Annotated in this window: 17 protein-coding genes and 1 tRNA gene; 11 read left to right on the forward strand and 7 right to left on the reverse strand. The window is 60.1% G+C overall.

Annotation, left to right across the window (positions count from 1 at the left end; all coding sequences use genetic code 11):
• Positions 1 to 29: 29 nt before the first annotated feature.
• From V1T76_RS07450 to V1T76_RS07460, 3 genes are all read left to right on the forward strand, one after another.
• Positions 30 to 557, forward strand: a complete 528-nt coding sequence (locus tag V1T76_RS07450; RefSeq protein WP_330560011.1) for a PAS domain-containing protein — start codon at positions 30 to 32, stop codon at positions 555 to 557.
• Entirely contained in the window at positions 532 to 1,863 is a 1,332-nt protein-coding gene (locus tag V1T76_RS07455) for a methyl-accepting chemotaxis protein (protein ID WP_330560012.1), read from the forward strand. Before V1T76_RS07450 ends, V1T76_RS07455 begins: the two co-directional genes overlap by 26 nt.
• Positions 1,864 to 1,995: 132 nt before the next feature.
• Entirely contained in the window at positions 1,996 to 3,270 is a 1,275-nt protein-coding gene (locus V1T76_RS07460) for a malonyl-CoA decarboxylase (protein ID WP_330560014.1), read from the forward strand.
• A 20-nt stretch (positions 3,271 to 3,290) separates the two neighbouring features.
• On the opposite strand, the gene V1T76_RS07465 is transcribed toward V1T76_RS07460, so the two are convergent.
• Genes V1T76_RS07465 through V1T76_RS07475 form a run of 3 tightly spaced genes read right to left on the reverse strand, consistent with a single transcriptional unit; the run spans position 3,291 to position 6,970 of the window.
• Positions 3,291 to 4,274, reverse strand: coding sequence for an FAD:protein FMN transferase (locus V1T76_RS07465; RefSeq protein ID WP_330560015.1), 984 nt, complete (start codon positions 4,272 to 4,274; stop codon positions 3,291 to 3,293).
• The gene (locus V1T76_RS07470) at positions 4,274 to 6,493 is read right to left on the reverse strand and encodes a PepSY domain-containing protein (protein WP_330560016.1); all 2,220 of its coding nucleotides are present in this window, start codon (positions 6,491 to 6,493) and stop codon (positions 4,274 to 4,276) included. The genes V1T76_RS07465 and V1T76_RS07470 overlap by 1 nt, the downstream gene beginning before the upstream one ends.
• Positions 6,494 to 6,508: 15 nt before the next feature.
• Positions 6,509 to 6,970 carry a DUF2271 domain-containing protein gene (locus tag V1T76_RS07475; RefSeq protein ID WP_330560017.1) on the reverse strand — a complete coding sequence of 154 codons (462 nt, stop codon included), beginning with the start codon at positions 6,968 to 6,970 and terminating at the stop codon, positions 6,509 to 6,511.
• 145 nt (positions 6,971 to 7,115) lie between these two features.
• Here V1T76_RS07475 and V1T76_RS07480 point away from each other — a divergent pair, with 145 nt between their 5' ends.
• The 3 genes from V1T76_RS07480 (at position 7,116) to V1T76_RS07490 (ending at position 9,657) form a co-directional block, all read left to right on the forward strand.
• Positions 7,116 to 7,772, forward strand: coding sequence for a response regulator transcription factor (locus V1T76_RS07480; protein WP_330560018.1), 657 nt, complete (start codon positions 7,116 to 7,118; stop codon positions 7,770 to 7,772).
• Entirely contained in the window at positions 7,769 to 9,133 is a 1,365-nt protein-coding gene (locus V1T76_RS07485) for a sensor histidine kinase (RefSeq protein ID WP_330560020.1), read from the forward strand. The genes V1T76_RS07480 and V1T76_RS07485 overlap by 4 nt, the downstream gene beginning before the upstream one ends.
• A 260-nt stretch (positions 9,134 to 9,393) precedes the next feature.
• The gene (locus tag V1T76_RS07490; RefSeq protein WP_330560021.1) at positions 9,394 to 9,657 is read left to right on the forward strand and encodes a hypothetical protein; all 264 of its coding nucleotides are present in this window, start codon (positions 9,394 to 9,396) and stop codon (positions 9,655 to 9,657) included.
• Between the two features lie 437 nt (positions 9,658 to 10,094).
• Here V1T76_RS07490 and V1T76_RS07495 read toward each other — a convergent pair whose 3' ends face one another.
• Positions 10,095 to 10,811, reverse strand: a complete 717-nt coding sequence (locus tag V1T76_RS07495; RefSeq protein ID WP_006932835.1) for a hypothetical protein — start codon at positions 10,809 to 10,811, stop codon at positions 10,095 to 10,097.
• A 431-nt stretch (positions 10,812 to 11,242) separates the two neighbouring features.
• Between V1T76_RS07495 and V1T76_RS07500 the strand changes: the two genes are divergently transcribed.
• Positions 11,243 to 11,650, forward strand: coding sequence for a hypothetical protein (locus V1T76_RS07500; protein ID WP_330560022.1), 408 nt, complete (start codon positions 11,243 to 11,245; stop codon positions 11,648 to 11,650).
• Positions 11,651 to 11,779: 129 nt separating this feature from the next.
• Here V1T76_RS07500 and V1T76_RS07505 read toward each other — a convergent pair.
• Positions 11,780 to 11,855: transfer RNA gene (locus V1T76_RS07505), tRNA-Lys, on the reverse strand.
• Positions 11,856 to 11,935: 80 nt separating this feature from the next.
• Positions 11,936 to 12,259 carry a hypothetical protein gene (locus V1T76_RS07510; protein ID WP_330560023.1) on the reverse strand — a complete coding sequence of 108 codons (324 nt, stop codon included), beginning with the start codon at positions 12,257 to 12,259 and terminating at the stop codon, positions 11,936 to 11,938.
• A gap of 305 nt (positions 12,260 to 12,564) precedes the next feature.
• On the opposite strand from V1T76_RS07510, the gene V1T76_RS07515 reads away from it, so the two are divergent.
• The 3 genes from V1T76_RS07515 (at position 12,565) to V1T76_RS07525 (ending at position 15,946) form a co-directional block, all read left to right on the forward strand.
• Positions 12,565 to 14,340: an acetolactate synthase 3 large subunit gene (locus V1T76_RS07515; protein ID WP_330560024.1), complete on the forward strand. Its 1,776-nt coding sequence runs from the start codon at positions 12,565 to 12,567 to the stop codon at positions 14,338 to 14,340.
• A 29-nt stretch (positions 14,341 to 14,369) separates the two neighbouring features.
• Positions 14,370 to 14,942, forward strand: coding sequence for an acetolactate synthase small subunit (gene ilvN, locus V1T76_RS07520; RefSeq protein ID WP_006932838.1), 573 nt, complete (start codon positions 14,370 to 14,372; stop codon positions 14,940 to 14,942).
• A 191-nt stretch (positions 14,943 to 15,133) separates the two neighbouring features.
• A complete protein-coding gene (locus V1T76_RS07525) occupies positions 15,134 to 15,946 on the forward strand; it encodes an arylamine N-acetyltransferase family protein (protein WP_330560025.1) in 813 nt (270 codons plus the stop codon).
• Positions 15,947 to 16,008: 62 nt separating this feature from the next.
• On the opposite strand, the gene V1T76_RS07530 is transcribed toward V1T76_RS07525, so the two are convergent.
• Entirely contained in the window at positions 16,009 to 16,752 is a 744-nt protein-coding gene (locus tag V1T76_RS07530) for a hypothetical protein (RefSeq protein WP_330560026.1), read from the reverse strand.
• Between the two features lie 274 nt (positions 16,753 to 17,026).
• On the opposite strand from V1T76_RS07530, the gene serA reads away from it, so the two are divergent.
• Positions 17,027 to 18,271, forward strand: coding sequence for a phosphoglycerate dehydrogenase (serA, locus tag V1T76_RS07535; protein WP_330560027.1), 1,245 nt, complete (start codon positions 17,027 to 17,029; stop codon positions 18,269 to 18,271).
• The last annotated feature ends 5 nt before the right edge of the window (positions 18,272 to 18,276 follow it).

Below are 18,276 nucleotides of genomic sequence, written 5' to 3' on the forward strand. Positions count from 1 at the left end.
AATTGCCAAGTAGAGCAGGCGCACCAAGGATGACCCAGTACAAGGTCACCCCGACGGGGGTGGAACGGTTCTTTTCCGAACGGGACCTGATCGTCTCGAAAACAGATACGCGCGGGCGTATCACCTATGCCAACGACATCTTCCGGGAAATCGCCGGGTTCGACGGCAAGGCCCTCGAGAACGCACCGCACAGCCTCATTCGCCACCCGGACATGCCCCGTTGTGTCTTCAAGCTGCTGTGGGACACCATCGAGGCCGGTGGAGAGATTTTCGCCTATGTGGTCAACATGTCCGCCAATGGCGATCACTACTGGGTGCTGGCGCACGTGACGCCGTCCTACGATGAAAGCGGCAAGATTATCGGCTACCACTCCAACCGCCGCGTACCCAACCGGCGCATTGTCGATGACATCATCACCCCGCTTTATGCCCAGCTCAGGCAGACAGAACAGCAGGCGGACAATCGCAAGACCGGCATGCAGGCCGGTCACGATCAGCTTGTATCGATCCTTCAATCGAAAGGCGTGAGCTATGACGAGCTCATTCACACTCTTTAACACCACGCTCGCCTGCGGTGCCGCAATGGCTGCCGCCGCGGCGGCCGTGGTCTGCGCCTTGCTCGGCCTGATGACGGCAACCGTGGTGTGCGGCGGCCTTGTGATGCTTGCCATGCTGTTTGCGCTTACCGCCGTGCAGCGGACCCGGCGGGGCCTCACCGCTGCGACTGAAGTCTGCAGCCAGGTCGGCTGGGGCAACTTCGAGGCGCGCGCCAGGGATTACACCGAAGCCGGTGAAGTTCGCGACCTGATGACCGCCATGAACCACATGATCGACCGGACGGATGCGTTCCTGCGTGAAGCGGCCGCCTCGATGACCGCAATCGAGAACAACCAGTATTACCGCCGGATCCAGCCCGGTGGCCTTAACGGCAGCTATCTGCAGAATGCGCAGATCATGAACACGGCCATCGAGACGATCAAGGGCCGTGTCGGTGCCTTCCGCCAGTCGACCGATTCCTTCGAAAGCCAGATCAGCCAGATTGCCCAGAGCCTGATGGCCTCCGCCGAACAGATGACCGGAACGGCGGAAGAAATGGAAACCTCTGCGGTTTCCAACTCCGAAGTCGTGACCGCCATTGCCGACGCGGCCGACCTGACGGCGGAAAACGTGAACGCGGCAGCTTCCGCCGCCGACCACCTCTCGTCCACCGCCAGCGAGATCAGCGGCCAGATCGAGCGGTCCATCGAGATCGCCCGCGCTGCCGTCGCCCAGGTTACGCAAGGCCAGGAAAAGGCCAACAGCCTGCGCACGTCCGCCGAAGCCATCGGCGAGATCATCAGCCTGATTTCCTCCATCGCCGACCAGACCAACCTGCTGGCGCTGAACGCGACCATCGAAGCCGCACGCGCGGGTGAAATGGGCAAGGGCTTTGCCGTGGTTGCTGCCGAGGTCAAGGAACTGGCCACGCAGACCGCCAAGGCAACACATGAGATCACCCAATCGCTGGAAGAAGTCGACGCGGCCAGCCGCGATACGGCGCAGTCCTTCGACACGATTTCCAAAACCATCACGGAAATCGAATCGATCACCACGATGATTTCCAACGCATCGGTGAAGCAGGCTGAGGCGACGCAGGCCATTCAGGAGAACGTCACCAACACCGTTGACTGCACCAACAGGGTCACCGGCATCGTCGACGGTGTCGCCCAGAACGCTGCAACCACCCACGCGGCCTCCAAGACAGTGCTCAGTTCGGCCGAAAGCATGTCTTCCAACGCCGGGCAGCTCACCGAAGCGGTGACGGCCTTCTTCAAATCGTTGAAAAAAGGCCCACTCGACCAGCAGGACAGCGAAGCCGCCTGACGGCGGCGCATTCACCTGCCACGCCCCGGGCGACGCCGCCCGGGTTGCCTCTTTTGGGGAATTGGGTCGGCGCTCCGGACACCCTATCTTCAGGACAGAGCCCAACCCTCACCGGACGTTCTGGAGACCCCTATGACCATTCTCGGCGATCTGCTGTCGACCATTTTCGAGCGCCGCTACCGCACGGCAGCGCCCGAACGGCGTGACAACCGGCCGACGGAGGATCTCGTCACCGCTCTTGCAGGCACGGCCGGCGAAGTCACGGTCGTCGCCGCTGCCAGCACGCTCCTGCAAAGGTTTCAGGATATGGCGGATGGCGAGAAGCTGGAGCTTTTCCGTCACCTTGCCCACGACATGAACATCGATCCGGGCGCCGTGCGCACCGCACTGGAGGCCTATGAGGCCACCCCGAACCGGAAAACATACACGGCCTTCATGGCCGCGGTTGAGCCCAAGCGCCAGGAACTGATCCGGCGGTTGAACCAGATCCCCGGCGCGACAGAGCAACTGGTGCGCATGCGCGCCGATCTGTTGCGGCTCGGCGGCTCCGATCCGGAACTGCAGGCACTCGACCAGGACTTTCGGCACCTGTTTATTTCCTGGTTCAACAGGGGGTTTCTGGTGCTGCGGCCGATCAGCTGGGAAAGCCCGGCGCATATCCTGGAAAAGATTATCGCTTATGAGGCCGTGCATGAAATCACGAGCTGGGAAGATCTGCGCAGCCGGCTTGCACCGGGCGACCGAAGGTGTTTCGCCTTCTTCCACCCGTCGATGCCCGACGAACCACTGATTTTCGTGGAAGTCGCGCTGACGGACGGCATTCCCGGTTCGATCCAGGATCTTCTGGCAAGCGACCGGGAACCGATCACGGCGGCGACGGCACGCACTGCCGTCTTCTATTCCATTTCCAACTGTCAGGACGGGCTGGCCCGCATTTCCTTCGGCAACTCGCTGATCAAACAGGTGGCGGCCGATCTTTCGGCAGAGCTGCCGAACCTGAGGACCTTTGTCACCCTGTCACCGATCCCGGGGCTGACGAAGTGGCTGTCGTCGGAAGGCATTGCCTATGAAGACGCGGACAACAAGCTGCTGCGTACCCTTGCCGCACATTACCTTCTCTCGGCCCGCCGCGAGGATGGCCAGCCGGTGGATCCGGTGGCCCGTTTTCATCTCGGCAACGGAGCCCAGGTGCATGCGGTCCATGCGGATGCCGATACATCGGCAAAGGGCCGGGCCCAATCTGCCGGCGTGATGGTGAATTACCTCTACGATCTCGGCAAGGTTGCCCAGAACCATGACCGCTACGCCGCCGACCGGGAGATTGCCGCGTCTTCGGACATCAAGGCCCTGGACGCAGGCGCAAGGAAACTGGAACTGCGCCCCAAGCAAACCGAACAGCAGACCTGATCCGCTTCAGCCCCCTCCCATCAGGCAGACAGCAGCTCAGGATCCGTTGCCAGGACGTCCACCGCTCCAAGGGGTGTGCGCACCACGAAAATGGCGTCGAGACCGGCGTGCTGTGCGTGCGCCAGCGCTTTTTCACAGCCCATGACCATATAGGCCGTTGCCCATGCGTCGGCCGTCATGCAGTTCTCGGCAATCACCGACACGGACAGAAGTTCATTGTTGACCGGCGCTCCCGATTGCGGGTTCATCGTGTGCGAGACCGTGCGGCCGCCAGCGTTCCGGCTCTTGCGATAGGTGCCGGAGGTCGCGATGGCAACATCGGAAACTTCGAGCCTCAGCGCTTCGCGGCGAACATTCGCTTCTGGCGCTTCCAAGGCTACCTGCCAGCCACTGCCACCGGCCTTGCGCCCGCTGGCCCGTAACTCGCCATCGATGCTGACCAGATGGTCCGGCAAGCCCCAGCGATGCATCACCTGGCTGAGGCGATCGACCCCGTAGCCCTTGGCGATGCCGCAAAGGTCCAGCCGGCAGCTCGCCGGGCGGCGCAAACGCCGGTTTTTCCGGTCGAATTCCACCTCCCGCTTGCGGCTATTCCAGTCGCCTTGCAACTGTTTGGTCTTGCTCAGGTCCGGGGCGTCCGTTTCCGGTCCGAATCCCCAGGCGGACACCAGGTCGCCGACGAACGGATCGAATGCCCCCTCGGACTCCACGCATGTCAGAAGCGCAGCCTCACAGACCTCGAAAGTTTCGTCCGGCAGATCGATCCAGCTTGCCGGCTCCATGCGATTGATTTCACACAGGATCGAATCCGCTTTCCAGGGTGACATCTGCTCATCCACACGGTCGACCGCTTCTTGAAGCTCCCGCTGCAGGGCTTCGGCGTCGAAGTTGAACTCGGAATAAAAGACCACCGAATAGCGGGTTCCCATGGTTTTTCCGCTGATGACATGCCGTCCGGGAACTGAATTGGACGGGATTGCCGGAGTGCCGAGCATCTGAAACATCAATAGACATCCTCCTGATAACGACCGTCTGCCCGCAGTTTCTGAACCGTCAGGCCAAGCGGGCCCAACACATCGTCAAGCGCCTTGCTCACGCCCTCCGCCATGCTGGTACCGCCACAAATCATGATGTCAGCGCCTTGCCGGACCATCCGGCGCAGCTCCTCCGCATTGGCGCGCAAAGCGTCCTGCACATAGGCGCCGCCCGGAACACGGGAAAAGCTGTAGCTGACGTTCCGGACCCGGCCGGATTTTCTGAAAGTGTCGATCTCTTCCCGGTAAAGCTGATCGGACTGCGGATCCCGGCTTCCGGCGAACAGATAGGCAGGTTTGAGAGCGTCATTTGCCCGCACCATGCCGACCAGTGGCGCAACACCCGTGCCTGCTCCGATGAGGATGACCGGAGCCTTGCCCCTGGGCATGTTGAAGCGTGCATTCGGCTGGATGAAGCCCGCTATCCGGTCGCCGGGACCAAGATCGCACAATTGCCCGGAGCACAAGCCACCCGGATGCTTGCTGACCGCGATTTCAAGGAAACCGTCGCTAGCGCTGGAGGCGAGCGAGTAAAAGCGGGGCACGTCGGATCCCTTCGGCAGGACGCCGATCAGGTCGCCAGCCTTGAAGGACGGCCCTGCTGCGCGGGAAAGACTGAACTTGCCGGGCTTGGTCTGCACCGCGCGAAATCTCAGGATGGATTTCGGCGTCTGATAGGCCTGGCCAAAGTCCTTGCGGGCAACACATTCCCATTCCTTCAGATCCGGCAGATCTGCCGTGTGCTCCACATGAAGGTCGATGCCGATCGCCTTGCCCAGATCGTGGCTCCAGGCGGCAAATTGCTGCGTTGACTGCCGGTCGACCGTGGCCATCGGCAGCAGTTCTGCGACGCCCATATCCTTCAGAGCTCCCTCGACTTGTCTCGCATAGGCGCAAAACGCCGGGAAGCTTCGATCGCCGAACCCGACGACACTGACAGCCAGATCCGTCTGGCTGTTGAACCCCGCCAGACGCGACATAAAGCGGGAAGCAGACGCAGGTGCGTCACCGTCCCCGTAGGTCGCGGCAAGGACGATCAACCGCCTGGCGGAGGGATAGGAGCCGGCAAGATCGTTCATTGACGCGGTATGGACCACCAGCCCCTGCGCCTTCAAAGCGGCATGAAGGCTGCGGGCAAAGCCCCAGGTGGAATTGCCTTCGCTGCCAACCAGGATGACCGTGTCCGCCCGTCCGGCAGGTACATTACCGGCAATGCGAACACTGCGCCGCACGCGGCGAACCCACGTCGCCATGCCCGAGACGAAAAGCACCGGTACACTGAGCCCGGCGATTCCCAGCACAAGCGCATAGCCCCAGGCCCCCTGCCCCGTGTGAAGCGTGTAGGCGAGCTGATAAAGGCTTTCCGCAAGCGTGTTGGCACTGAAACTCAGAAAGTTACCGGTTGCCTGGTCGATGAAGCCCGACCCTTGAGCAACCGTCAGGCCAAAGACATCCAGGGCATCGCCCTTTGCCGGAAAGACCAGTTCGCGAAGATCCGCAATGTCCACGTTTTGCAGCGCCGGCATGTCGGCAACGGCAAGGGCCGGCCCAGCGGAGGATTCGGCAAATGACAGGAAGCTGTCTTCAGCCGGTGCGCCGATCAGCCTGAAAGACGTCAGGGACATGAACAGCCCCGTAACAGCAAGAATGCCCAGCCCGGCAACGGCGATCCGGCCGGCTTCAACATGAAGACGCTGAGCAAACGTTCCGCTCGACGGTTTCAGGAGCTTGCGCCAGCCGCCGCTCCGCGTGACCAGAAGCAGGACACCGCCGACAGACAGCAGGATCATGACAGCCGCACCGATACCGGTCGCAATCCGGCCGGTTTCACCAGCAAACAGCGAGCGGTGCAGTTCGGTAACCGTCTGAAAAAACGCTGAAGGCTGATAGGCCCCAAGGCTCTCACCCGTCGCCGGATCGACCAGGTCTGCCGCAAAGCCGTCAGCATCTGCGTGATAGACAACGACCTGCCCACTTGCCCTGCGCACGATCTTCTGCGGATCGCTGAAATGCGCAACCACCCCGCTTGCAAGCGACGCGACCGTCGTGTCCTCGGCGACAGTCTGGCCAACCGGCTGGGAAAAACGTGCCACGGCGGGTTCCAGAGACAGAACAGCGCCAGACATGGCCATGACTGTCACGAGAACGCCCGCAAGCAGCGTCGGCCAGGTGTGAAGGATCCTGAGCATGGGCGGTAGCCTCCGTTACATTTTGACCGACAGTTTGCCAACGAAGCCGGATCCGCCGGCACTGGCACCATTGACCAGCGGCACGGCGGCATCGTGTGGCCGGTCACCCCAGTCTTCGACTGCGGAATCGACGACAATCTGATAACCGGCATTGATGAGCGCATCGGCGATATTGGCCCGGACCGTCAGCGAACGTCCGCTGCCGACGCTGGGTCCGGTCAGGCCGTCAATCGATCCGCCTGTGCTGGAAACGCCGCGCGCCCAGCCTTTCAGGTGGCGGTAGTATTTCGACTTCCTTCCGGCGACCCAGAGGGTCTGCTGGAACTGGCCCGCTCCGTCGACCAGATAGACGGCCAGATAGGCACCCGGACCGCCATAGGACTTCATGTCGACGGTCACATTGACATCCTTGGCCATCGCGGTGGCGGGCATCACCAGGGCCGTTGAAAGCAGGAGAGCGCAGGCGATATTCTTCATGGCGAGTTGATCCTCGTTGCGTTAGACGCCACAAGAAGACGGGATCAAACTGACAGGCACCTGAAGCCAACCCGGAAATCCGTTCAGGCTGGTGTCAGGTTTGCGTGTCAGGTGCGCCTGTCGGATACCTAAACAGGAGAGCGCCTTGCGCGTATTGCTGATCGAGGACGATGCCATTCTGGGCGGAGCGATCCACGACCATGTGGTCATGCAGGGCCACGGTGTTGACTGGGTCAAACGCCTTGACGAAGCCGCGCTCGCCCTCGACGCCGTGCCCTATGAACTGATCCTGCTTGACCTGAACCTGCCGGACGGGCTCGGCCTGAATTTCCTGAAGACGTTGCGCCGTGGCGGCAACCAGGTGCCGGTCATTATCGTGACGGCTCAGGACCAGGTGGCCATGCGCATCGAAGGCCTCGACAGCGGTGCGGACGATTATCTGGTCAAGCCGTTTGATCTTGCCGAACTGCGGGCCCGGCTTTCCGCCGTTGCCCGCCGCTATGCCGGTGCACCCAATCCCGAAACGACACTTGGCGACATCACCCTGGATCTGACCCGCAAGAGCGCCGAACGGGCCGGCAAGCCGGTGGACCTGACCGCTCGTGAATGGGCTGTTCTGGAACGCTTGCTGCGTCACCGCGGCGGCATCGTCTCGAAATCCGATATTGAGGAAAGCCTCTACGCCTTCGGCGCGGAAGTCGAAAGCAACACTGTGGAAGTTTACGTCAGCCGCCTGCGCAAGAAGATCGGTGCCGATGCCATCACCACCGTGCGCGGGCTCGGCTACAAGGCCGGCGCATGAGACGGACGCCTTCGATAACTTTCCGGCTGGCCCTGCTGCTTGGCCTGTCGACACTGCTGCTCTGGCTGGGCGCCGCCGCCATTGCCGCGCTCGTGCTGAAGCACGAGTTGACAGAAACCTTCGATGACACCCTGCGTCAAAGTGCGCTGCGCCTTCTGCCGCTTGCCGTCCATGACCTGCGCGAAAAGGAAGACCACGAGGAGCGGGAAGAATTTCGCGTCCCGGGTTTTGACGGGTTCGAGACGGAAAATTTCGGCTACCTCATTCGCGACAAGCGAGGCCGGACCCGGCTGGTCTCCGGCAACATGCCCCCTGAAAGCGCCTTTCCCGACCCAATCCCCAGTGGGTTCTTCGAAGTGGACGGCAGACGCGCCCTGTCGTTGCGCGAACGCAAGCGGGGCTACAGCATCGTGCTGGTGGAAACCGGTGATCACCGAAAGACTGTGCTCATGGACGCTGCAGGGGCCCTGCTCCTGCCGCTCGCAGCCCTGCTGCCGTTGATTGGCCTCGGCATCTGGCTGACCGTTCGGATCGCCATGCGGCCGGTTGAACGCCTGCGCCGCGAAATCGCCGAGCGCGGTCACACCAATCTCGAGGGGATCGACATCGAAGGGCATCCGAAGGAACTGGCCCCGATTGCCAACGAGGTTGCCAGCCTGCTGGGTCGGTTGCGGTCTGCTCTCGATGCGGAACGGGCATTTTCCGCCATGAGCGCCCATGAATTGCGAACCCCGATCGCCGGTGCTCTTGCTCAGGTGCAACAGCTTTCCGAAGAACTTGCGAACCTGCCGCAACGCGCCAGGGCACAATCGGTAGAAGCTGCGCTGAAGAATCTGTCGGCGCTTTCGGAGAACCTCCTCCGTCTCGCCCGTCTGGAAGCGGGCTTTGCTCGGGCCGACCGGGAAACAGATCTCATGCCGATCCTGAAGTTCCTTCTGCGTGATGCGCAAGATGTGAGCCTTTCGATCCATCCGAACGCCGATCTCACCCTCGCGATCAATCCGGATGCTTTCAGCATCGTGATCTCGAACCTCCTTGAGAATGCTCGCCGGCACGGCGGCGATGAGGCCCTCATCTCCGTGACTGCGGGGCCAGGCAAGAAGCTCGCCGTTGCCAATACAGGCAAGGTAGTTGCGGCCGAAACCCTTCGAAAGCTTGGCGAAAAATTCGTTCGCGGCGAAACACAGGCGCGGGGAACCGGCCTCGGGCTCGCGCTGGTAAAGACGATTGCCGACCAGACCGGCGGAACACTGACGCTGGCCTCCCCGCGGCACGGTCACGCAGACGGTTTCGAGGTGATCTTGTCCTGGCCGGCGTCTTCCGCAGGGTCAATCCACAAGTTAAATGGCGCCAGATCATAGGCTCCCCGGTTCATCTCTAAGGGAAGTTGAAGAAGAATACTCGCCTGCCGCGAATTTGTTTGATAATCTGAGATTGGCGAGAGGAGATCCTTGCTATCCCGGATTGAAGCGGCCTCTGCACACTTGGGGACGCCCGGAGACCATTGCCGGTGAAAAAGCCGGCAACCTCCAGGCGCGCAGACCGCTCATAGGACCTCGTCAAGCCAGAAATTGTCTGAAAGGCAAAACAAAGAATGACATGTGATGACAAGGCGACAGGGATGAGCGAAGATCAATATACCGAAGAGCAGCTCGAATTCCTGGAGATATTTGAAATTGCAGCAAGATACGACTGTCTCTTCCTGCTTGATTTCCATTGCTTCGATCTGTTCGACCACGACCAGACAAGCCGGCTGAGCGACTGCGAACGCGCCCAGTTGGCGGCGGCGGCAAGATATGACATCTATGCCGAAGCCATTCAGAAAGGATTTCTGCCGAAATCCAGTCCCTTCGGAGGCGTCCATGAGCAACAACGCTTTTGTTGAGCCCCTCTCCTTCTCGCTGATCGAAAACGGATTGGCGGGAGACAAGACACAGTTTCTGTTCAGGGCCTGGCGCGACAACGAGGGCATCATAACGCAGGACAGCCAGATGACACGGCTGAGCCAATACCTGCTCATGACCCTGCCGAGCGCTGAACCGGGCGACGTGCCTCTGCTGACCTTCGCTGGCAAACACAGCACGTTTCGCCGGTTCTTCCCGCACGCGCTTGAACCGGAAACGCCGCGTCCGCCGACCAGCTTCCTGCCGTCCGTTTACCGGCAGGGCGTTGCCGATGCCTATCAGATCGTCATGGACGGCGAGCCCTGGTTCGACATTCAGCGCACGGGCAACAGGCTGGGAGACGGTGTTCCGGACATGACGTTGCAGCGGCTGCTGGTGAAGTTCCGCACCAGTGCCGGCTTCACGCGGATTTTCTGTCTCATGACTTTGCTTGAAGTCCACTCGCGATCCTATCAATCAGATCGCACACATCATCAGCTGAGTTCGCAACAAAAATCAGATTGGCATCCAGCGTACCAGGCAAGGGTTCAACCCAGTTCAGCGCATGGAAATGTGCCCGGGTGAAGCCGCAGTCGCGCCAGAAGCCGTCCATGAAATTGAAACCCTGCACCCAGCCGTAGTAAAAACCGGCGCCCCACTCGTCCAGGGCCTCGATCTGCGCCATCTGGTTGAGCAGGCCGCCGAGTTTTGAGCCGCGCCACTCCTTGGCGACTTCCGTTCCCCCCAGATAGACCACATCGCCGGTGATCCGCCGGCCGACGCGCGGCTGCTTGTCACTCAAGACAACCTTGCCGCCTTCCGCGTTCGGGTAGCAGCGGTGAAAATACTTGCGCCAGAAGTCCGTCAGCGTCATCGGATAGGCCATCCTGTCGAAGCGCGCGCACACGCGCCCGACCATCCGGTCCTCCTCGTCCACCAGCGCCAGCCAGAACGCCTGAGAGGGCGTATAGGTGTTGAGGCTCGGGGTGAAATGCCCTTCCAACCGCTTCAGACCGCTGGCGGCTGCCATCGCCTCGACAACATCGAAATCCGACCCGCGGCGCAGCGTTAGCCCCAGGCGTTGAAACTCCCTGTCTATAACCCCCCAGGCACGCTTGAGCTGTGCCTTGTCCAACTCGAAATCCAGTTTATGCATGGATGTCCTGTCTGATGTCGCCCTTCATCCGCGTCCCGCAAACAGCCGCCACGCCAAACGCGGCAATCGCCTTGTTTGCCACTAGATTAGATAGGCACCGATTTCCCTGCTTGGCTGCACGTTAAGTTGTCTGCCAAGGCGGTCAAACAAGAAAAAATATCAAGGTTAAAACTTGCGGTTACAGGCTTGAAAGAACGGGAGTTTTCAACCGGAGATTCACTGCTTTCCCAAAGACCTGGTTATCCAGTGCACTGCAACTTCCGCTTCGCCTGTCTTGCGTCATCAGCGCGGGAACCGGTCTCAAAGGCATCGGAGTCGTGTTTCAATACACATCCTTTGATCAAGTTGTCCGCTTCACCAGACGCAAATATAATGCCCGAGTTACTGCGCAATGACTTGTTGATCGATATTGATCTTGATTGGAGAGTGCGATGATAAAGCAAATCTTCCTGCTTGCTACCGTATGCGCAATTTCAACTGCCGCAATTGCCAAAGATCTTCCTGCGTCAGCCAAACCGATGACGGAGGCGGAACGGATCGACGTCTTGAGCGGCAAAAAGATCGAGGGAATTTTTTACGGCAAAAACGGCAAGAAGGCCGGAGACTGGGTCGTTGAGTGGAACGACAATGGCAACAAGATTGCAGTCGTCACCGTGACCGGTAAAAAGCCCGCAAAGAAGACACTGAAATGGGAAGTGAAAGACGGGCAGCTCTGTGAACAGGGCTTCCGGGACGAGACGATGGTCTGCGGCCATGAAAACACCTACTTCAAGGACGGCAATACCTGTTTCACCACCTTGAAAGATTCGAAATTCATCACAAACGAGTTTCCCTGCTGATCGCAGCGGCACCGTACCAAATCTCGTGGCCGTCGACCGGCGGCCACAAGTTTCGGCAAAATGCGCAACAAGCCGCATGGCGCGCAATCGCAACGCACCGGCAGTTTCAGATTTCCAGAGAGAAGAAAATGGTGGGTGAGTGGGGGCTCGAACCCCAGACCCGCTGATTAAGAGTCAGCTGCTCTACCAACTGAGCTACACACCCAAAGCGACAGGGCCGCGAGAACCGCGCGGCACGTCGGATGGCGGGTGTATATAGTGGGATCCGATTTGGCGCAACGGTTTTTATGACAATTTTTTATCATGACGGATCTGCGTTGAACGCAACCCCGAGAAAATCTGCGTTCGCCGGAACGAAAGCTCATTTCCACCAGCCAAAAGGCAACTTTCAGAAACATCTTCGATCTTTTGCGCAATTTTCGAAATTAAGGCTTGACCGGTCATATCCGCCTCACTAGGGTGCGGCGCATCAAGACCGGGGCAGACGTGACGGGCTTGAGCCAGCCCATTGACGCCGTTCCCATTTCGGTTTCTCTCAGGGTGGCGAGACTTTCCCGCTTCCGGGAAGTTTCTGATAAACGTCGATCCAGGCCTGACGGCCTGCAGCATCAAAGGACCGGGACGACATGGCTATGTCGCTCATTCTAGTAGTAGTAGGAAAGCGCGCCTCCGCGGCGGGATAACCCCGTACGGACAGGATGGCGCGCGACCAAGGCTCCCAAAGGGGCCTTTTTTTGTACCCGCCTCCTGACTTCGCCTTTTCCACCTCTGCCCGGATCTTTGACGCCGCATGCGTCGGACCAGACAGACAGTGTTGATTCAGCCCGCCCTCCTCCGGGGACGGGCTGACAGAAGACAAAACAGTAATGTGAGCCAAAGCCTGACGAACAGGCGAGAATGCAAGGACGAAACGAATGACACGGGAAATGACCGGCGCCGAAATGGTCATCCAGGCGCTGAAAGACCAGGGAGTTGACACGATCTTCGGCTACCCGGGCGGTGCAGTGCTTCCCATTTACGACGAGATCATTCAGCAGGAAGGTCTGGAGCATATTCTCGTACGGCACGAACAGGGTGCAGGCCATGCCGCTGAAGGCTATGCCCGCTCCACCGGCAAGCCCGGTGTTGCCCTGGTCACTTCCGGCCCCGGCGCCACCAACATGGTGACAGCGCTGACCGACGCGATGCTGGATTCCATTCCGCTTGTTTGCATTTCCGGCCAGGTGCCGACCCATCTGATCGGCAACGATGCGTTTCAGGAATGCGACACGGTCGGCATCACCCGCCCCTGCACCAAGCACAACTGGCTGGTGCGCGACGTCGATGACCTGCCGCGCATCCTGCACGAAGCCTTCTATGTCGCCACCTCCGGCCGTCCGGGCCCGGTTGTCGTCGACATTCCGAAGGACGTTCAGTTCGCGACCGGCACCTATCAGGGCCCGACGCCGAACCCGGCCGCCGCGCACAAGAGCTACCGTCCGCAGATGAAAGGCGATGCCGCAAGCATCCGCATGGCCGCCGAAATGATGGCAGCCGCGAAGAGACCGGTTCTCTATACCGGTGGTGGCGTGATCAACTCCGGCCCGCAGGCCTGTCAGTTGCTGCGTGAACTGGTATCGCTGACCGGGTTCCCGATCACCTCGACCCTGATGGGCCTCGGCGCTTATCCGGCATCCGGTGACAACTGGCTCGGCATGCTGGGCATGCATGGCACCTACGAAGCCAACATGACCATGCACGACTGCGATCTGATGATCTGCATCGGTGCCCGGTTCGACGATCGCATCACTGGCCGGACAGACGCCTTCTCGCCGAATTCCAAGAAGGTCCACATCGACATCGATCCGTCTTCCATCAACAAGACGATCAATGTCGACCTGCCGATCATCGGTGATGTCGCTCACGTTCTGGAGGACCTGGTACGGATCTGGCGGTCTTCCTCGCTGAAGTCCGACGCCAAGGCCATGAAGGACTGGTGGACGCAGATCGATCAGTGGCGGGCCCGCAACTCGCTGGCCTACAAGCCGAACAACGATGTCATCATGCCGCAGTATGCAATCCAGCGGCTCTATGAACTGACCAAGCACCGCAAGACCTTCATTTCCACCGAAGTTGGTCAGCACCAGATGTGGGCGGCCCAGTTCTATGGCTTTGAGGAGCCGAACCACTGGCTCACCTCCGGCGGTCTCGGCACCATGGGTTACGGCCTGCCGGCCGCGATCGGCGCGCAGGTTGCCCACCGCGACGCGCTGTGCGTGGACATTGCCGGCGATGCCTCGATCCTGATGAACATCCAGGAAATGTCGACCGCCGTTCAGTTCGGTCTGCCGGTCAAGGTGTTCATCCTGAACAACCAGTACATGGGCATGGTGCGCCAGTGGCAGCAGCTGCTGCACGGCAACCGCCTGTCCCATTCCTACACCGACAGCCTGCCGGACTTCGTCAAGCTGGCCGATGCCTATGGCGGGGTCGGGTTCCGGGTCGAAAAGCCGGGAGATCTGGACGGAGCCATCGAGGAGATGATCGCCGTCGACAAGCCGGTGCTGTTCGACTGCCGCGTCGCCAATCTGACCAACTGTTTCCCGATGATCCCCTCGGGCAAGGCACATAACGAAATGCTGCTGCCGGATGAAGCCAACGACGAAGCTGTTGCCAACGCCATCAGCGCCGAAGGCAAGTCGCTCGTTTGAGGTGAAGAAGGCAAAAGGACTTTAAGACAATGAACGCACAGAATGTTGATGCGCCTTCCGCCTACTTCCTGGCTGAAGTCAGCAATGAAATCGAAACCCACACCCTATCGCTCCTCGTCGACAACGAGCCGGGTGTCCTCGCCCGCGTGATCGGCCTGTTCTCCGGCCGAGGCTACAACATCGACAGCCTGACCGTGTCGGAAACCGAGCACGAGAAGCACCTGTCCCGCATCACCATCGTGACCACCGGTACACCGATGATCATCGAGCAGATCCGCCACCAGCTTGACCGGTTGGTCCCGGTCCACCGGGTGACGGATCTGACTGTCCGGGCCAAGCACGCCAATCAGGACAAGCCGCTGGAGCGCGAACTTGCCCTGGTCAAGGTGGCCGGCACCGGTGAAAAGCGCCTGGAAGCCCTGCGCCTTGCAGATGCCTTCCGCACCACCGTGATCGACGCGACGACGGAACACTTCGTCTTCGAGATCACCGGGCGGACCTCCAAGATCGAGCAGTTCATCTCGATCATGAAACCACTCGGCCTTGTCGAAGTCTCGCGCACCGGCGTCGCCGCCGTTCAGCGCGGCCCGGAAGGTCTTTGAGAATAGGCCTTTCAGAAATCGGATTCTGATTGATCGGCCCGCCGCCTCGTGTGCGGCGGGCCTTTTTGTTTTCCCGGCCATGGCAAGGCACCGCTCACAAGACGCGCAGACTTCTGGCTGCGACATGTTTCTTGGCAGCGGCCAAAGGCTTGCCTACATGCGAGGAACGTAAAAAACAGGATAGCCTGCCCATGCCTTTCGATCTCAAAACCTATCTGGACCGCATTGGCCTGGAGACATGCCCGGCGACCCTCGACGGCTTGCGAAGCCTGCAGGCAGCCCAGATCAGCGCTATCCCGTTCGAAAACGTCCAGCCTTTTCTAGGTGAGGTGCCAGACCTTGACCGGGACAGCCTCTGGCAAAAACTCGTGCAACACCGCTGTGGCGGCTACTGCTTCGAGCTGAACTCCCTCCTCGGCGACGCACTGGCAGCCATCGGTTTTTCTTCCCGGCAGGTGCTGGCGCGGGTCCGCATGGGGGCATCGGAAGGCGGCGCACGGACCCATCTTGCCTTTGTCGTGACCCTTAACGGCACCGAATGGCTGGTCGATGCCGGCTTCGGCGGGCAGGCCCCGGCCGAGCCGGTACGGATTTCGGAAGAAGAGCAGCAGATCCGTGATCAGATCTACCGGATCCGCTTTGAAGCCGCGTCAGATGAGCATGTGCTGGAGCGGCAGACCGAGGAGGGCTGGTTTGCGCTTTACGGCTTTGACCGGGTAGATGTCCGCCCTGCCGATATCGAAGCATCCAACTTTCTGTGCGCAGCCTCACCCAGGCAGTCCTTTGCAGGCAGCATGAAATTCTACCGGCTGACGGATCGGGGTTTCATCAGTTTTCTGGACGGCCGGGCCCGGTTTGTCGGTGGCGGCAACAAGCGGGAGTGGCTGATCGAGGAAGCGGAAGACCTTGGCCGTTTCATGCGCAACGACCTTGGCCTCGGATATGACGACGACACGGTGCGAGCCATCGCCCTGCGATTGCAGGACTTGCGCCGTCTCGACTGAATTGTGCGCAACAGCCCCGCAATACCGAGAGGCCTGCGGCATTTCCACAGGCCTCGCCGTTTCTAAAGCTTGCTCTCGATATTGATCGTCAGCGTCTTGCGCAGCGGGGCATCGTCCGGTCCTGTCATCGGCGCGACATGGTGCCAGGAATTGTAGGTCTTCACGAACAGGACACACTGGTTTTCCTCAAACGGGAAAGTCTTCAGTGTTTCGACCTGATCGAGCGGCATGGCCTTGTTGACGTGGTTGAAGACCTTCGTCCGGTCCTTGGGCAGGCACACCGCCGTGCCACCACCCCATGCGTGATCCCAGGCTCCCGGCTCCATCATGGACAGAACCAGCGTGATCAATTTATGCGGAGCGTCGGTGTGCGGCAGGATCTGTCCGCCATTTGCCGGCATCATCGAGAACTCGAACCGGGCACTCACCTCGGTCTTGCGCCGGATGCGACTCAAGAGGCTGGCTTTCCGCTGGCCGTCCTTGGAAATCACTTTCAGCCGCCGCAGACCAAGATCGACATTGTTGGCGGATAGCATATCCAGGACATTCTGGATGAAGTTCTCAGACTTCACATGGTCGTAGAACGCCTTCCAGCCTGGTGTTTTCGACAGGAAAGCGTAATAATTTTCCGGGTTATTGATATCGGACAAAGAATACTTGTGCCCGAGGTTCGGCATGTATTTGAACAGAGACTTGTCCGGGTAGCTTTCGACGAGCGCCCGATAGGTGTCGGACGGCAAAACGTCTTTTACATAGCAGACAGGATAAGGCTCATAATCAAAATGAGGCCCGTTCAATTTCAACATGGATTTGGGGTCCCTGCTCTCGCTTGGTACTGGATTACAATCAGGTAGCCGGTTGGAGATCCGGCCAAAACGCGCCCCTCCTCGCTATGTGGCACAGGCTGCCACCCGTCAGCAACCAGTTTCCTTGGCACCGGGGAACAAAACGCGCGGGGACGCCAGACGTTTCGCCGAAACGGCACCCTAGACGCGACGTGAACGAGCGCGTATACGACACCCGCGCTGTTAGCGCCCTCCCGGCGCGATTCAAACCAATCAGACCAAAAGGCATTTCGCCATGATTCACGGTCTCTCCCGGCCGAAAAACCAGATCCGCTGGCTGCTGCTGGAAGGCATTTCGCCGACCGCGCGCGCGGTGCTTGAAAAACACGGTTATACCAACGTGGAAATCCTGTCCGGAGCCCTGGAAAAGGACGCGTTGATCGAAAAGCTTCAGGGCGTGCAGATGCTCGGCATCCGCTCCCGTACCCAGGTGACCGAAGAGGTTCTAGATGCAGCCAAGAGCCTTGTGGCCGTCGGCTGTTTTTCCGTCGGCACCAATCAGGTCGACCTCAAAGCCGCACTGACACGCGGCATCCCGGTGTTCAATGCCCCCTTCTCGAACACGAGGTCCGTCGCCGAACTGACTGTCGCCGAAATCGTCATGCTGATGCGCGGCATTTTTCCCAAGTCCACCGCCGCCCATGAAGGCCGCTGGATGAAAAGCGCTGCCGGCTCCCACGAAGTCCGCGGCAAGACGCTCGGCATCGTCGGCTACGGCAACATCGGCACGCAGTTGTCGAACCTGGCTGAAGCCATGGGCCTTCGGGTGATCTATTTCGATCTGGTCGACAAACTGCAGCACGGCAACGTGATGCCGGCCGAAAGCCTCGACGGCCTCCTGGCGGAATCCGATGTCGTCTCGCTTCACGTTCCCGACACTTCGGAAACGCGCAACATGTTCGGAGCAGACCAGATTTCGAAGATGAAAAAGGGCGCGTTCCTGATCAACAACGCCCGCGGCAAGGTTGTCGATATCGATGCACTGGCCGCTGCGCTGAAATCGGGCCATCTGGCAGGCGCTGCCATCGACGTGTTCCCGGTCGAGCCGAAGTCCAACAAGGACGAGTTCCTCTCGCCGCTGCGCGGTCTCGACAACGTCATCCTGACACCGCATGTGGGCGGCTCGACGGAAGAAGCACAGGACCGGATCGGCGAGGAAGTCTCCAAGCGGCTGGTGGAATATTCCGACGTCGGCTCCACCATTGGTTCCGTTTCCTTCCCGCAGGTTCAACTGTCCAAGGGCACGGAAGCAACGCGCTTCATCCAGGTGCATCACAATGCTCCCGGCGCCATGCGCACGCTGAACGACCTCTTCACCCGGCACAATCTCAACATCTGCGCCCAGTACCTGCAGTCCCACCTGGACATCGGTTACGTGGTGCTGGATGTCGACAGCCCGGTGGAAGATCCGGTGAGCATTCTGGAAGAGATCCGCGGCCTGCCCAACACCATCCGGGCAAGACTACTCAACCGGGTCTGATCGCC

The sequence above is a fragment of the Roseibium sp. FZY0029 genome (assembly GCF_036350355.1).
Taxonomy (GTDB): Bacteria; Pseudomonadota; Alphaproteobacteria; order Rhizobiales; family Stappiaceae; genus Roseibium.

Coding starts and splice junctions, on each gene's coding strand:
- V1T76_RS07530 (WP_330560026.1), bottom strand. CDS start 16,752: ATGTTGAAATTGAACGGGCCTCATTTTGATTATGAGCCTTATCCTGTC.
- V1T76_RS07475 (WP_330560017.1), bottom strand. CDS start 6,970: ATGAAGAATATCGCCTGCGCTCTCCTGCTTTCAACGGCCCTGGTGATG.
- V1T76_RS07470 (WP_330560016.1), bottom strand. CDS start 6,493: ATGCTCAGGATCCTTCACACCTGGCCGACGCTGCTTGCGGGCGTTCTC.
- ilvN (WP_006932838.1), top strand. CDS start 14,370: ATGAACGCACAGAATGTTGATGCGCCTTCCGCCTACTTCCTGGCTGAA.
- V1T76_RS07460 (WP_330560014.1), top strand. CDS start 1,996: ATGACCATTCTCGGCGATCTGCTGTCGACCATTTTCGAGCGCCGCTAC.
- V1T76_RS07490 (WP_330560021.1), top strand. CDS start 9,394: ATGAGCGAAGATCAATATACCGAAGAGCAGCTCGAATTCCTGGAGATA.
- V1T76_RS07515 (WP_330560024.1), top strand. CDS start 12,565: ATGACACGGGAAATGACCGGCGCCGAAATGGTCATCCAGGCGCTGAAA.
- serA (WP_330560027.1), top strand. CDS start 17,027: ATGATTCACGGTCTCTCCCGGCCGAAAAACCAGATCCGCTGGCTGCTG.
- V1T76_RS07500 (WP_330560022.1), top strand. CDS start 11,243: ATGATAAAGCAAATCTTCCTGCTTGCTACCGTATGCGCAATTTCAACT.
- V1T76_RS07525 (WP_330560025.1), top strand. CDS start 15,134: ATGCCTTTCGATCTCAAAACCTATCTGGACCGCATTGGCCTGGAGACA.
- V1T76_RS07485 (WP_330560020.1), top strand. CDS start 7,769: ATGAGACGGACGCCTTCGATAACTTTCCGGCTGGCCCTGCTGCTTGGC.
- V1T76_RS07450 (WP_330560011.1), top strand. CDS start 30: ATGACCCAGTACAAGGTCACCCCGACGGGGGTGGAACGGTTCTTTTCC.
- V1T76_RS07465 (WP_330560015.1), bottom strand. CDS start 4,274: ATGTTTCAGATGCTCGGCACTCCGGCAATCCCGTCCAATTCAGTTCCC.
- V1T76_RS07510 (WP_330560023.1), bottom strand. CDS start 12,259: ATGCTGCAGGCCGTCAGGCCTGGATCGACGTTTATCAGAAACTTCCCG.
- V1T76_RS07455 (WP_330560012.1), top strand. CDS start 532: ATGACGAGCTCATTCACACTCTTTAACACCACGCTCGCCTGCGGTGCC.
- V1T76_RS07495 (WP_006932835.1), bottom strand. CDS start 10,811: ATGCATAAACTGGATTTCGAGTTGGACAAGGCACAGCTCAAGCGTGCC.